Raw genomic sequence first — 14,720 nt, 5'->3', positions numbered from 1 at the left:
TTAGGGTAGGATCAAAATCCAGACCGAAACCGTTACGATCGACGCCGCCGTGCCCAGTAAGACCCCAGAGGCCGAGACCCGCGTCGCTCGGCCATAGACCGCTGCAAAGAGGTAACTGTTCACACCCGGCGCCATTGCGGCCGTCAGTACGGCGGCGCGCAATTGCGGCGTATCTAGCGCGAGCAGTGTGCCCATCCCCAGCGTCACCGCGGGGTGTAGGATCAGCGCGATAGAGATCAGCATCAAGATCGTGCGGCCATCACCCTCGGGCTTGTAGCGGACCATAACGCCCCCAAGGCCAAAGAGGGCTGCGGGTAGGGCCGCGCTGGTCATGAGGGTCACGGCCTCCATCACCGGCGCAGGCAGGGTCAAGCCCGACAGGTTCACCGCAAGGCCAAGCCCCACGCCGATCATCAGCGCGTTGCGAAACATCGCCCGGGCCACCAGTCGCGCGGTGGCAAAGGCACCGGGGCGGGTGGCGGCGTGTCGCGCGCGGACGATCTCCATGGTGGTTAGCCCGACCAAATAGCAAAAGCCTGCGTGGATTGAGATAATCGCGAAGTTTGGCGTTAGGCTGTCGATGCCGTAGGCACGTTCGGCGATTGGCAGGCCAAGCAAAACGGTGTTGGCGAACATTGCGGCAAAGCCAATGGCGATTGCATCCTCGGTGGGGCGACCAAAAAAGATTTTGGCCCCCGCGATGCCTGCCATGAAACACACGATAGAGCCTGTGTAGTAGCTGGTCAGCAATCGCCAATCAAAGCTGGCCTTCAGGTCCAGCCCTGCAATGGCGGAAAACAACAGGCAAGGAATGGCGAATTTTTGGGTGAAGGTCATCAGACCTTCGGTGTGGGTCTCGGAAAAAATCCCGCGCCATACGGCCAGATAGCCCGCCGCAATCAAGACAAAGACCGGCAGCGTGACGCTAAGAACGTCACCCATCGGTGTAAGGGAGTTCGAGGACACGACCATCCCACGCGGGACTGATGTGCGCGGGCGTTTCTGCGTCGAGCGTCGCGTAGTCGAGGTCGATGTGCATATTGGTGATCACCCCCTGTTTGGGGGCCATCTTGGTGAACCATTCCAATGTCTTGCCGAGGTGGAAGTGGGACGAATGCGGTTCGCGCCGCAGGGCATCGAGAATCCACAGATCAAGCCCTTCGAGCGCGGGCAAAGCGGCTTCAGGGATGTCAGAGACGTCGGGCAAATACGCAGCACCGCCGACACGGAACCCAAGCGCGTCGATGCGCCCGTGGGCGACTTCAAACGGGGTGAGTGTCAGGGGGCCGCCGGGGCCCTCGACCGTGACGGGTGCTGGCGTGTCGATCCGGTGCATATCCAGAATGGGCGGATAATCTGAGCCGGGAGGCTGTACAAATACATAGCCAAACCGCTGGGTCAAATTGTCGAGCGTGATACGATCTGCCCAAACGGGCAGGCGCGCGCGCATGTTGTAGACGATCATCCGCAAGTCATCGACACCGTGCACGTGATCGGCGTGGGAGTGGGTGTAGAGAACACCGTCCAGCCGGCCAACGCCTGCATCCAACAACTGCCCGCGCAGGTCCGGTGAGGTGTCAATCAGGACGGTAGTCGTGCCCTTTTTGCCCACTCGCTCCACCAGTAAAGAGCACCGCCGCCGTCGGTTTTTGGGGTTGGTTGGATCACAGTCGCCCCAATTGCCGCCGGGTTCGCCCGACAGCCGAGGCACGCCCCCAGAGGAGCCGCAGCCCAAAATGGTCAGGCGTAAAATGTCGGGTGTGGAGGTCGGATTCATGGCGTGTTGATGCGCCTTTGACGGGTTGGATGCAAGAGCAAGGCGTATCGTCGTGCGTTGGTTAGGGCTGCGAAATGGGGCGCTGCCCCCGTCTGATGAGATCAGACGCCCCCGGGATATTTCGAAACCAAAGAGGGGCTAGGGCTGTGCTTTCCAGAACAGACGCTCAAAGTTTTGTTCTAACTGTGCGGCGAAGTCCGGGTAAGGGATTTCGAAGTGGTCGGCCATCCGCTTGGCAGTATGGGCAGAATACGCGGGTTCGTTGCGTTTGCCGCGGTAGGGGGGCGGGGCGAGATAGGGGCTGTCGGTTTCGACAAGGAGCCGGTCGCGCGGGGCGTTGGCAAATATATCGCGCAGTTCGGAGGATTTGGGGAAAGCGGCGATCCCCGAGATCGACAGATAGAAGCCAAGGTCGAGGGCGGCCTGCGCCAATTCGGGGCTACTGGAGAAGCAGTGCATGACGCAAGTGTAGGCGCCGGCTTTGTGTTCCTCGCTGAGGATGCGGGCCATGTCGTCGTCGGCGGCGCGGGCATGGATAATCAGTGGCAGGCGGGTCTGGCGCGCGACCTCAATGTGGATGCGTAGGCTTTCTTGTTGGATCGAAGCGCTTTCGGCGGTGTAGTGGTAGTCGAGGCCTGTTTCCCCGATACCCACGAATTTGGGGTGCTCTGCGAGGGTCAGCAGTTCATCTAGGGTTGCTAGGGGTTCTTCAGCTGCGCTCATGGGGTGGGTGCCAGCGGCCCAGAATACGGGTGCGTGGCGCTCTGCGAGGGCGCGGACCTGTGGGGCTTGGCGCAATTTGGTGCAGATTGTCACCATTCGGTGGACGCCAGCCTCGGCCGCGCGGGTGATCAGATCGTCATGCTCACCCTCGAACGTGTCGAAGTCGATGTGGCAGTGGCTGTCGGTGATTTTGGGGGCGGTCATGAACGGGCGCTCCTGCGCTCAGGCCCAGCGACGGGCCTCGGTGTCGATTGCGTGGAGCGTATCAAGGATGACGGCGGCGGGGTCAAGGTTGACGGCGCGGGCGTGGGCGATCCGGGCGCTGTGGGTGGCCGAAAGGGTGGCCCAACTGCGCGCGGCCACGTCATGGGGCGCGAGGCGGGCAAGGATCTGTGGCTCATTCTCTGCGACGGGCGGGTTCGGCGGGCCGGTTAGCCCTGTGCGCGCAAGACGGGCCAGAAAGATCGCAATCAGTTCTGTAGTCAGCGCGTAGGTTTCTGCATTCGCAGCACCCACGCAGGCATCCGCGCATTTGAGGGCGGTCTGCCGATCCAGCGTAGGGCGGGCCCACAGGCTGAGGAGGCGCGCATAGATGTCGAGGCCACCACCCGATGTCATGCGCAACGCGGTTCCAACTGAGCCGTTGGCGAGCGCGTTTAGGCCCGGTGGACGCGTGGTGTCTGCGTCCGGGGCAGCTTGGTGCAACGCTTGGGTCAGGTCATCCTCGGACAGGGGCATCAAGGGCAGGGCCCGGCAGCGTGAACGGATCGTGGGCAAAAGACGCGCAGGTTGATGTGCGATCAGAAACAGCGTCGTGTTGGCGGGCGGCTCCTCAAGGGCCTTGAGGAGCGCGTTGGCCGCCGACGTGTTCAGTTCATCCGCGGCGTCTACGATCACTGTGCGTCTGCCGCCATCGCTCGCGGACATGTGGAAAAAGTTATGCAGGGCACGCGTGGCATCCACCGTGATTTCGGCGCTCAGCTTTTTGGTTTTCGCGTTCCAGGGGCGGCGCAGCAGGAAATGCGATGGCTCCGAGAGGGCGACCATGCGGCGCGCGACGGGGTGGTCTGGATCTGTCTCAAGGCTGGTGGGTGTGGGGGCCGCCCCAAAGAGCCCTGCATCGCCACCGGGTGTGGGCTGCGACAACAAAAAACGGGCCGCGCGCCACGCGAAGGTTGCTTTTCCGATGCCGCGTGGCCCGGTGAGGAGCCACCCGTGATGGAGCCTGTCCGAAGTAAAGGCGTCCAGAAACGCGGCCTCGGCGGCGGCCTGGCCAAAAAGGCGCACAGTATTGCGTGGGTGTGGGGCATCCCCTGCGCGATCTGGTTCTGGCGGGGCCTCATCGGCTTCGATTACCGCCATTCGGGAGCACCTTTCAGGGAGGCGCGAGCGCGAGGGTTATAAGAACGCGCGCGACGGGCAGCAGGGACGGTGTTTTGCATCGCTTAGACCTTTTGGCGCAGATGGCTGTCGACTGCGTCCCAGATGCGCGCGGCGACCGCGTCTTGGCTGCCCTCCGCGCTGACGGGGATGCAGCGATCGGGGGCGTCTTGGCTGAGGGCCGCGAACCCTGCGGCGAGCTTTTGTTGAAAACCCAACCCCATCGCTTCGAACCGGTCCTCGGTTGTGTCGCGGGCAAGGCCCCGGCTCAGCGCGTGGGCGGGGTCCATATCCATAACAATGGTGACGTCCGGCTCCATTCCGATCATCAGGCTGTGCAGGGCGTCGACGGTGCCGCGCAGATCGCCGCGTGTTGCACCTTGGTACACGCGGGTCGAATCCGCGAACCTATCGCTGATGACCACCTGACCTGCGGCAAGGGCGGGACGGATCGTGCGTTCCAAGTGATCGCGACGAGCGGCGGTGAACAGCAAAATCTCAGTCTCGGGGGACCAACGGCCGGGATCGCCCTCAACCAGCAGGCGGCGGATTTCTTCGGCACCGGGGGCGCCGCCGGGCTCACGGGTCAGGACAACGTCGTGGCCTGCTTGCCGCAAACGATCAGCGAGCATCCGCGCTTGGGTGGACTTACCGGACCCATCGATGCCCTCAAAGCTTATAAACATATGGTTTCTACTGTTCGCTAGAAGAGAGGGTGCGCGCATCGGCAGCACCGCCCAAAAGGCGGGCCAGAACGGCTTCACCCGCAAGTTGGATGCGGCGCAGAATGCCCGCAGGTTCCACATCGGCGGCCACGCGCAGGGGCACGGTGACGGGGGTCATATCCGCGACGGTGACATGGAAGGTGCCGACCTCGGTGCCAGCCGTCAGGGGCGCGGAAAGGGGGCCGTCGAACTTGATCTCACCAGAAACGGTGCGGTCGCCGACAGCGGGCATCAATAAGGACACATCGGCCCCGGCAACCAAAGGTACAGAGGACGCAGCCCCCATAAAAACGGGGGCTTCACCGACCACGGCGCCTTCGGTCAAAACGGTCGTCTGCGCAAATTGGCGAAACGCCCAGTTGACGATGCGCTCTGCCTCACGGGCGCGGGCGGCCTCGGTCTCAAGGCCTGAAATCACAAACGTGACACGCCGCTCGCCCTGTAATGCCGAACCAACAAGGCCGTAGCCTGCCTCTTGGGTGTGCCCGGTCTTGAGACCATCTGCCCCGATATCAAGCCGCAAAAGCGGGTTGCGGTTGCGGGTGTTGGACGGCGCGCGGCCATCAAACGCAAACTCGGTTTCGGCGAACATCGTGTAGTACTGGGGAAAGTCGGTGATGATTTTTTCCGCGATAAACGCGAGATCCTTCATCGACATCACGTGGCCCAAGGCGGGCCAACCGCTGGCATTGCGGAATGAACTTTGCGTCATCCCCAGATCGCGGGCGCGCTGGGTCATCATCTCGGCAAAGCCTTCTTCTGTGCCATCGGGGGACAAAGCCTCCGCCAAGACAACACAGGCGTCGTTGCCCGACAAAACGATGATCCCACGGATCAAGTCTTCGACCCGGACACGGTCTGTGGTGTCCAAGAACATGGTTGAGCCGCCAAACGACATCGCATGCTCTGACACGGGCAAGATGGTGTCCATGGTCAGACGCCCATCTTCCAGCGCCTCATAGGTCATCAGCAGCGTCATCAGCTTTGACATCGATGCAGGCGGTAAGGGCACATCGGCCAGCTTTGACAGCAGGACTTGCCCGGTGTTGTGGTCGATCACCACGGCCGAGGTCGCCTCGGTCTGGAACACCTGCGCAAGGCTCGCGGCGGGTGCGGCCACCACAAGGGCGATCCCCACAGCGCAGGCACGCAGCGTGGCAAAGAAAGACGGGGCGGGGCGGTCACACATCACGGGTTCTCCGTTTGGCTCAGCGCAGGGTTCAGATCAGGGCGTCGGATCAGTTGGTAACGGGGTAGGCATCCTCAAAACCGAGGTCTTTGATCGTGCCCAGCACCGCCGCGCGATCCGCGCTTGTGCTTGCGGGGCCCACGACAACACGCCAAAACGCTTTGCCCGCACTTTCTTGGGCCAACACGGTGGGCACTATACCCGCTCCGCGCAGAGCTGTCGCGGTATTGCGTGCGTTTTGTTCGATGGAAAAGATCCCGACCTGCAAAAATGGCTTGGTCAGAGCGGTTTGGCCTGCGGCGGGCGTGGTGGTCACGGTCGCCGCTTCGGTCGCGGTTGGGCGCGGGGCGGGCACACCGGCGGCCACCGATGCGGCCTCGGCGCGGTCCAACGCGGCTGCTGCGGCGGCGATAGGGTCGTCTAGCGATGTGGCTTCAATGGCGTCAATCGGCGCGGCCTCGCCTGTCGCATCCGCGGCGAGTGTAATGGCGGCGGGGTCCGGCATCTCTTCGCGGCGCAGAGCGATCACGCTGACTTCGGTCGGGGCACCTGCCAAAATCCCAAGGGCTGCCGCTGCGTCTGAGCTGAGCTGCATGGGCGGGCCGGGATTGGTGCGTTCCCGGCGGAACAACGCGCCGATCACAAACTTGTCGTTCGTCGTGTTGCGAATGATTACACGCTCAGGGTCGGTCACGTTTGGAGCCGCAATCCAAACCCCACCAAGGGATGGACGCCCATCCCATAGGCCGGGATCAGTGCGATCGTAGACTTCGGGTGCCTCAACGTCGCGCTCAATCATCGCAACGCTTTGCGCCGCTTCAGGCGTCGCGTCCTGAGCACCGCTGCCAAAGCTGCTCGTGATGGAATTGAGCATTTCTCCGGGCTGGCACGCAGACACCAAAAGCGCCAGCGCGCTCACGCCCAAATACCGCGAAAAATTCGATCGACTGCTGCTCATCCTGTCACCCTTGCTTATTGGGGTTTGCGCGCCTCGGTGCGGTGCTCTTATTGGCGGCCGTCACATGCTATGGGCAAACCCTAGCCGAGGCTGTCCCGCATGGGAAGCCTTGGGGCGGGTCTGTGTGCCGGTTTTCGCGCAGATGTGACCCGGATTGCGGGCGTGATGGATGACGTGGCGTTTAGGCGCTGTGGCGTGCAGGGGTTTGAAGGGTGGCCAGCAGGTCAGGGATGCGGGCTTTGAATTTGAAGAAACCAGCCGTTGCGTGGGGCAGGGCTGCGGCATCCCAAGGGCGCATTACACGGCGCAGCGGCAAGCGCGTGGCACCGGCCACAGCGTCCAGCCCCGTACGGCCCGGCCCGGTGGGGGTATAGGGCGCAACCAGTTGCTCAACCGCATGCGCTTTCGCCCAATCCGCTGCGTCCTCGGGGGTGTGAACGATGGTGAAGCCGCCCACACGATCTCCCCAACGCGTGGCGCAGTCCTGTGCCAAGGATGACGTAAAATCAATAACCTGCGGTGCGACGTTAAATGGTGACCGCCGCGTTGTGTTCAGCAAAATCAGCCCCGCAACCGGACGCAACCCGCCCTCAAGCAAAAAGCCGGGTGAGAGATCGTCTTCTGTTAGGATCAGCCCGGTGGGGAGGCCAGTGTCCACACTATCAGAGCCAGGAACTGGCAGCGGTTTGGGGTGTTCTGGATGCCCAAGGGGCTGGACCTCATGGGCTGCGGCCAGTTGCCCGGCCGGGTTGAACCGCCCGTCGGTATACTTGGCGATGTTATCGGGCCGCGCGGCGTACGTTTTGCCCACGGTTTGCAGGCCGCCGACCCACCGCCATGACAGCGTGTTGGACGCCGGATCCCCATCCAGCAAATGCCGCATAAAGAAATCGGCACCCAAGGCCCAAGGCAGGTTCAGGGTAAACATCCAAATGGACGCAAACCACATCCGCGCATGGTTGTGCAGGTACCCGGTTTCTACTAATTCGTTAGCCCAATGGTCGAAACAGGTGATCCCGGTTTCACCCGCGCAGGCGTCTTGCCATGCCTGTCGCAGTCCCGATTGCGTGGCCAACTGGTTCTGCGCGGCTTTTACCTCGGCCTCATAGGCCGTCCAGATCGAAGGCCGCCGATCCAGCCAAGCCTTCCAATAGCTTCGCCAGCACACCTCTTGCAGGTACTTTTCAGCAGTTGACGCAGAAAAGCGCCCCAAGACAGCCTGCGCGATCTCAGCCTCCGAAACCACGCGGTGGCGGACGTAAGGCGAAAGGACCGATACATGGGGGTGGCCGGGCAGATCGTGGTTGCGCAGGCGGGCATAGTCGCTGCCAGCTTTTGGAACGAAATGGGCGAGGCGCTCTAACGCGGCGGTGCGGGTCGGTTCAAATGACATAGCGCGCATCTAGGGGGCGCGCGCCGACTGACAAGCCTAGAAATTCGACAGGGCCGCATGGGCGGCGGCCGTAAAGCGGGTGCCCAACACATGCTCCCACACGTGGGAATAGGCATCCCGCGCAGCTTCGGCCTCAACTCCCAGCGCATCCCAACCGCCATGGGTTAGCTGCATCCGGGTGCCACGCCCTGCAGCCTCAAATTGCAGACTAACCGTGGTGGCCTCCGCATCCGGGCGGCCCATCCGCCACCGCAGGCTCAGCCCTCGGGGGGCATCCCACGCGCTCACGTCGGCCCAGCAGCCCACTTCGCCTGCGATTGTGGTCTCTTCGATGCGCCCATCGGGGCCGCCGTGAAACACCAACGCCATCGGCAGGCTGCCGTCCGTATCCGCGGAAAGGGAGTGTTTGGCGACGGGCCACCACAGCGCGATATCGTCGGTAAACAGTGCAAATGCCTCAGCGGGGGTGAGCCGCACGTCATAGGCTTGGGTGATCGGGGGTGTCACACCGTCGTCTGGGGCCTCGTCCGCTTGGACCAGGCTGGCGGTTGCATCGGCGCGCAGCGCTTCCAGCCAGCTTTGCAGCGGCGCGATCCCCGTAGGGTCCAAGGCATAAAGGCTCCGGGTGCCATGCTTTTCCAGTGTCACAAGGCCCGCTCCCAGCATCACCTTCAGGTGCTGCGACACGGCGGGGCGCGACACGGGCAGGGGTTTGGCGATCTGTGCCACGCTCTGCGGGCGGTCGCGCATTTGGTCCAGAATTGCGCGGCGGGTCGGGTCCGCCAGCGCGGTCAGTGCATTTTCGTAAGCCATGGCTAACGTTAAGCCGCGAGGCCTCTGTGGACAAGAGGTTTGTTAACAAAGCGGTAACCACTTTTCAGTAGACCAACAGGAATGTGCGACGGAACTGGCGAGGAGGCCTTGCAGCCCCCGATGTGCAGACCTAAGCTAATGGGGACTCCGGGCCATTCCGCCCGCAGCCCGAGCATATATCCGAGGCACTCCAATGCATGATCCCGTTGATTATTTCACAAACAACCTCGTCCCAATGGTGGTGGAGCAAACCAGCCGTGGCGAACGCGCGTATGACATTTTTTCGCGTCTCCTGAAGGAACGCATTATCTTCGTAAATGGCCCCGTACACGATGGCATGAGTCAGCTTGTCGTGGCCCAGCTCTTGCACCTTGAGGCGGAAAATCCGTCCAAAGAAATTTCGATGTACATCAACAGCCCCGGCGGCGTTGTGACCTCGGGTCTGTCGATCTATGACACGATGCAATACATCCGCCCGGCGGTGTCTACGCTGGTCGTCGGCCAAGCAGCCTCGATGGGGTCGGTCCTGTCGGTCGCGGGCGAAAAAGGCATGCGCTTCTCGCTGCCAAACTCGCGGATCATGGTGCACCAGCCCTCCGGTGGGTACCAAGGTCAGGCCACGGATATCATGATCCACGCCGCCGAGACGCAAAAAATCAAAGAGCAACTTTACAAGATCTACGTCGATCACACCGGCAACGATTATGACACCGTGTATCAGGCGCTAGAGCGTGATAATTTCATGTCGCCCCAAGAGGCAAAGGACTGGGGTCACATCGATGAGATCGTCACCAGCCGCGCCGTCAAGGACGCTGACTAATTGCTTTGGCCGCGGGGCGAATTCTCGCGGCTTTTGACATTGTGGATAGCGGCGCGCTGCCATAAGCTATCCAAAGATGAGCCGAGCGACAGGTGCGCGTGTCGCTCGGATTAGGTCCCCTCCATGCTCAAAAACGGGCACGGGGACATCCGATGAGGTGCGAAATGGCGAATAATTCCGGCGACAGCAAAAACACCCTGTATTGTAGTTTTTGTGGCAAAAGCCAGCATGAGGTGCGCAAGCTCATTGCGGGCCCGACCGTGTTCATCTGCGATGAATGCGTCGAGTTGTGCATGGACATCATCCGTGAGGAAACAAAGGCAACGGGCCTGAAATCCTCGGACGGGGTGCCCACGCCGATGGACATCTGCAAGGTGCTGGACGACTACGTGATCGGGCAGGCACATGCGAAACGCGTGCTCTCGGTTGCGGTGCATAACCACTACAAACGCCTCAACCACGCCTCAAAGTCCGACATTGAGCTGGCCAAATCCAACATCATGCTGATCGGCCCCACGGGCTGCGGCAAAACGCTCCTGGCCCAGACGCTGGCGCGCATCCTTGATGTGCCGTTCACGATGGCCGACGCCACGACCCTGACCGAAGCCGGCTACGTCGGCGAAGATGTTGAAAACATCATCCTCAAACTGCTTCAAGCGTCTGAGTATAATGTAGAACGCGCGCAGCGCGGCATCGTCTACATCGACGAAGTCGACAAGATCACACGCAAGTCCGACAACCCCTCCATCACGCGGGATGTATCGGGTGAGGGCGTGCAACAAGCCCTGTTGAAAATCATGGAAGGCACCGTCGCCTCCGTGCCGCCCCAAGGCGGGCGCAAACATCCGCAGCAGGAATTCCTGCAAGTGGACACAACGAACATCCTGTTCATCTGTGGGGGCGCCTTTGCGGGCCTCGACAAGATCATCGCACAACGCGGCAAAGGCTCGGCTATGGGCTTCGGCGCAGACGTCCGTGATGAAAGCGACAAGGGCGTTGGTGACTTCTTCAAAGATCTTGAGCCCGAAGACCTGCTCAAGTTTGGCCTGATCCCAGAATTCGTAGGTCGCCTGCCCGTTATCGCAACGCTTGAGGATCTCGACGAAGACGCCTTGGTGACCATTCTCACAGCGCCAAAAAACGCGCTGGTCAAACAATACCAACGTTTGTTTGAGCTTGAGGACGTGTCCCTCACCTTTACCGACGACGCGCTAACGGCAATCGCCAAACGCGCGATTGAGCGTAAAACCGGCGCACGGGGTCTGCGCTCTATCATGGAGGACATCCTGCTCGACACGATGTTCGACCTGCCGGGCCAAGATGACGTCGAAGAAGTGGTCGTAAACGAAGAAGCCGTCGGCCGCACCAAGCCGCCCCTTCTCATCTACGCCGAAAAGAAAAAAGAAGAAGCCAGCGCCAGCTGAGCTCCTTCACCAGACCCACCAAAAAGCGCGCCCTCACCCGGCGCGCTTTTTCCTTTGTTCCTGAAATACTCTGGGGGAGGCCCAACGGGCCGGGGGCAAAGCCCCCTAAAGCATCTCATGCGCGAAAGCGCACAATTCTCTAAGCCCAAGACCAACCCACATGCCCATCAAGCCATGCCTCAGGGATCACCGGCGCCGCGTTGATTAGCGCGGCGGTATATGCGGCTTGCGGATTGAAAAAGACCTCATTGGTCACCCCTTCCTCCACGATACGACCTGATTGCATCACCATCACGCGGTCAGTGATTGCGCGCACAACGCTCAGATCGTGACTGATAAACACATAACTCAGTCCAAGACGCTTTTGCAGGTCGCTCAACACATCCAAAACCTGCGCACGCACCCGTACATCTAATGCCGACACCGCCTCATCGAGGATTAAAACCTTTGGTCGTGTGATCAACGCGCGCGCAATCGCAATGCGCTGCCGCTGCCCGCCCGAAAACGCATGGGGGTATTTGCGCGCATCACCCGCCGCCAGACCTACGGCCTCAAGGGCTGCAATCACTTTCGCCTCCGCATCCGCAGGCCGTCCCGTCAAATGGAACGGCTCCGCCACCAGATCAGCCACCCGCCAGCGGGGATTGAAACTGCCGTATGGGTCCTGAAACACGACCTGTTGTGCTGCGCGCGCCGCAGTCGGCATTTCCGGGCCGACAGGTGTGCCAAGCAATGAAACGCGCCCCGCATCTGCAGGCTCTAGCCCCAACAAAACCCGCGTCAGCGTCGATTTTCCACATCCGCTTTCGCCCACCAACCCAAGGCTCTCGCCTGCGTGAAGCGTAAAGCTGACCCCATCAACGGCCCGTGTCGCCCCATAATGGCGGGCAACATCGTGGGCCTCCAAAACAGGGGCACCAACCGTGCTGGGCGCCACACGTGCCGCAGGGCGGGAGGCCGCCAAAAGCGCGCGCGTGTAGGGGTGGCGCATCGTCCGAAACAGCGCTTCGGTGGTATCGCTCTCAACGATCTGCCCGGATTTCATCACCGCCACACGGTCCGCCATACCCGCGACAACGCCCAGATCATGGGTGATGAGCAACAGCGCCATCCCCTCGTCCCGCACCAAGTCGCGCAGCAAATCGAGGATTTGCGTCTGCGTGGTGACATCCAGCGCCGTCGTCGGCTCATCCGCGATCAGCAGTTTTGGGCGTAGCGCAATGGCCAAGGCGATGCACACGCGCTGCCGCTGTCCGCCTGACAATTCATGCGGGTAGCGGTCCAACCCAATATGGCTCAACCCGACCCGGTCCAATCGATCCCGCGCAATCGCGCGCGCCTCGGCCCGGCTGGCGCGCCGGTGCAAGCGGACGGTTTCTGCGACTTGGGCCCCGATGGTATGCACCGGGTTCAGCGCGGTCATCGGCTCTTGGAAAATCATCCCAATGTCGCGGCCTCGCATCTCGCAGAGCGCGCGCTCGGGCAGGACGGTCAGGTCAGCCCCTTCCAGTCGAACGGCACCGCGCATGTCGCTGCTATCCGGAAGCAGCCCCATGATAGCAAGGGCCGTCAATGACTTGCCCGACCCGCTTTCGCCTACCAACCCCATGACCTCGCCGGGCGCGATGTCAAACGACACCTCTCGCAACAGGTCCGTGCCCTGGATCGCGACGCTCAATCCATCGATCGCCAGTAGTGAGGGGCAGGGGGCCAGCGCGCTCACATCCCCGCCTTCCGCAGCCGCGGGTCAAGCGCATCGCGCAACCCGTCCCCCATCAAATTCAGCCCCAAAACCATCAGTACAATCGCCATGCCCGGCAGGATGGCCAACTGCGGCTCGGTATAAATCATCGTCTGCGCATCCGCGAGCATCCGCCCCCAACTCGCCATCGGGGGCTGCGCACCCAAGCCCACATAGGACAGCGCGGCTTCCGCCAAAATACCCAACGAAAACTGTATCGTTCCCTGCACGATCAGTAGGTTGGCGATGTTGGGCAGGATGTGCTCCGCGCTGATCCGCGCCCGCCCTTTGCCAGCAACTCGGGCGGCAAGGATATAATCCAACGTCCACAACGGCAGTGCGCCGCCCCGGGCGACACGCGCAAACACGGGGATGTTAAAGATACCAATGGCCAAGATCGCGTTCACCGCTGACGCGCCAAACACAGCTGTGATCAAGATGGCGATGACCAACGACGGAAAGGCAAACACCAGATCGTTGCCGCGCATGATTGCCTCATCCAACCACGTCCCGCGATAGGCCGCCGCTACCAATCCAAGGGGCACACCAAACACAATCCCGATGCCCACCGCCACCAAGGCCACCGCGATTGAGGTCCGCGCCCCGGCCATCAACATCGCCACCATGTCCCGCCCAAAATGGTCCGTGCCCAACCAATGGCTGGCGCTTGGGGGGTGCAACCGACCCGCGATATCCAGCACCGTGATGTCATACGGCAGCCACAGCAGTGACACCGCAGCCAAGCTGACAAACACTGCGCTCAGCATCGCCCCAATGACCAACGACACCCTCATCTGCGCCGCAACCGCGGGTCAGCGAACGTGTAGGCAAGGTCCACAAGAAAGGTCACCAAGATGACCGCAAACACCAACAGCATGGTCACCGATTGCACAACGATCAGGTCGCGCTGGGTGATCCCCTGAAAAATCAACCGCCCCAAACCGGGCAAAAAGAACACGTTTTCAATGATGATCGCCCCCGCCAACAGGAATGAAAACTGCAGGCCCAAAATGGTCAATACCGGGATCATCGCATTGCGCAACGCATGGCGTACAACGGTGGCACGGCGCGACAGGCCCTTGGCCCGCGCGGTCCGGATGTAGTCTTGGTCCAACGTATCCAACAAAGCGGATCGCAACACCCGCGCAAGGATCGACGCCTGCGGTAGCGCCAAGGCAATCGCGGGCAACAAGAGGGCACGCACCCCAGGCCAAAGCCCCGCGTCCCATCCCGGAAATCCTCCGGCTGAAACCCAGCGCAACTTCACCGCAAACACCAACACCAATATCATCGCGAACCAGAAATTGGGCACGGCAATGCCCAACTGCGTACCCCCCATGATCCCCCAATCCGCTACACCCCCGCGCCGCGCTGCCGCGATCAACCCCACAGGGATCGCGATCACAGTCGACAACACCAAGGCCATCACGGCCAGCGGGGCTGACACCACTATCCGCTCAGAAACCAACTCCGCCACAGGCACGCGGTAGGTATAGGAGGTTCCGAAATCGCCTCCCAACATGCCACTGATCCACGCCAAATAGCGCACAACCAATGGCCCCTCTAACCCTAACTCCGCGCGCAACGCCGCGACTGCGTCCTCACTGGCATTCATGCCCAACATGAACGCCGCGGGATCCCCCGGCACCGCCTGCAACATCACAAAAATCACAACGCTCGCTGCGATCAATGCCAGCAAAAGCGACAGGGCCCGCCGCCCCAATGCCCGGATCATCGCAGCACTCTCACCGCTTGCCCACAACACGCACCGCCCAAG

14 protein-coding genes are annotated in these 14,720 nt (G+C 61.7%); 2 read left to right on the top strand and 12 right to left on the bottom strand.

Annotated elements, in window-relative coordinates:
* From THS5294_RS12810 to THS5294_RS18370, 9 genes are all read right to left on the bottom strand, one after another.
* A complete protein-coding gene (locus tag THS5294_RS12810; protein WP_058124073.1) occupies positions 1-942 on the bottom strand; it encodes an AEC family transporter in 942 nt (313 codons plus the stop codon).
* Positions 935-1,777 carry an MBL fold metallo-hydrolase gene (locus tag THS5294_RS12805; protein ID WP_058124072.1) on the bottom strand — a complete coding sequence of 281 codons (843 nt, stop codon included), beginning with the start codon at positions 1,775-1,777 and terminating at the stop codon, positions 935-937. The genes THS5294_RS12810 and THS5294_RS12805 overlap by 8 nt, the downstream gene beginning before the upstream one ends.
* A 138-nt stretch (positions 1,778-1,915) precedes the next feature.
* Positions 1,916-2,704, bottom strand: a complete 789-nt coding sequence (locus tag THS5294_RS12800) for a TatD family hydrolase (RefSeq protein ID WP_058124071.1) — start codon at positions 2,702-2,704, stop codon at positions 1,916-1,918.
* An 18-nt stretch (positions 2,705-2,722) separates the two neighbouring features.
* On the bottom strand, positions 2,723-3,862 hold the full coding sequence (locus THS5294_RS12795) for a DNA polymerase III subunit delta' (RefSeq protein WP_058124070.1): 1,140 nt from the start codon (positions 3,860-3,862) through the stop codon (positions 2,723-2,725).
* Positions 3,863-3,945: 83 nt separating this feature from the next.
* A complete protein-coding gene (tmk, locus tag THS5294_RS12790; RefSeq protein WP_038006976.1) occupies positions 3,946-4,566 on the bottom strand; it encodes a dTMP kinase in 621 nt (206 codons plus the stop codon).
* A gap of 7 nt (positions 4,567-4,573) precedes the next feature.
* On the bottom strand, positions 4,574-5,794 hold the full coding sequence (locus THS5294_RS12785; protein ID WP_058124069.1) for a D-alanyl-D-alanine carboxypeptidase family protein: 1,221 nt from the start codon (positions 5,792-5,794) through the stop codon (positions 4,574-4,576).
* Between the two features lie 49 nt (positions 5,795-5,843).
* Positions 5,844-6,752 (bottom strand): SPOR domain-containing protein, encoded by a 909-nt coding sequence (locus THS5294_RS12780; RefSeq protein ID WP_058124068.1) that lies wholly within the window; start codon positions 6,750-6,752, stop codon positions 5,844-5,846.
* A 181-nt stretch (positions 6,753-6,933) separates the two neighbouring features.
* Entirely contained in the window at positions 6,934-8,145 is a 1,212-nt protein-coding gene (locus THS5294_RS12775) for an FAD-binding domain-containing protein (protein ID WP_233486475.1), read from the bottom strand.
* A 36-nt stretch (positions 8,146-8,181) separates the two neighbouring features.
* Positions 8,182-8,958 (bottom strand): ArsR/SmtB family transcription factor, encoded by a 777-nt coding sequence (locus THS5294_RS18370; RefSeq protein ID WP_072936636.1) that lies wholly within the window; start codon positions 8,956-8,958, stop codon positions 8,182-8,184.
* 193 nt (positions 8,959-9,151) lie between these two features.
* Here THS5294_RS18370 and THS5294_RS12765 point away from each other — a divergent pair, with 193 nt between their 5' ends.
* A complete protein-coding gene (locus THS5294_RS12765) occupies positions 9,152-9,778 on the top strand; it encodes an ATP-dependent Clp protease proteolytic subunit (protein WP_038006983.1) in 627 nt (208 codons plus the stop codon).
* A gap of 164 nt (positions 9,779-9,942) precedes the next feature.
* Positions 9,943-11,202: an ATP-dependent Clp protease ATP-binding subunit ClpX gene (clpX, locus tag THS5294_RS12760; protein WP_038006985.1), complete on the top strand. Its 1,260-nt coding sequence runs from the start codon at positions 9,943-9,945 to the stop codon at positions 11,200-11,202.
* 139 nt (positions 11,203-11,341) lie between these two features.
* On the opposite strand, the gene THS5294_RS12755 is transcribed toward clpX, so the two are convergent.
* Genes THS5294_RS12755 through THS5294_RS12745 form a run of 3 tightly spaced genes read right to left on the bottom strand, consistent with a single transcriptional unit; the run spans position 11,342 to position 14,678 of the window.
* On the bottom strand, positions 11,342-12,925 hold the full coding sequence (locus THS5294_RS12755) for an ABC transporter ATP-binding protein (RefSeq protein ID WP_082645023.1): 1,584 nt from the start codon (positions 12,923-12,925) through the stop codon (positions 11,342-11,344).
* A complete protein-coding gene (locus tag THS5294_RS12750) occupies positions 12,922-13,737 on the bottom strand; it encodes an ABC transporter permease (RefSeq protein WP_058124066.1) in 816 nt (271 codons plus the stop codon). The genes THS5294_RS12755 and THS5294_RS12750 overlap by 4 nt, the downstream gene beginning before the upstream one ends.
* Positions 13,734-14,678, bottom strand: coding sequence for an ABC transporter permease (locus tag THS5294_RS12745; protein WP_058124065.1), 945 nt, complete (start codon positions 14,676-14,678; stop codon positions 13,734-13,736). The genes THS5294_RS12750 and THS5294_RS12745 overlap by 4 nt, the downstream gene beginning before the upstream one ends.
* Between the last annotated feature and the right edge of the window lie 42 nt (positions 14,679-14,720).

The sequence above is a fragment of the Thalassobacter stenotrophicus genome, from assembly GCF_001458315.1.
Lineage (GTDB): Bacteria > Pseudomonadota > Alphaproteobacteria > Rhodobacterales > Rhodobacteraceae > Thalassobacter > Thalassobacter stenotrophicus.
The sequence above is the reverse complement of the archived record's forward strand: the minus strand, read 5'-3'. Positions and strand labels throughout refer to the sequence as shown.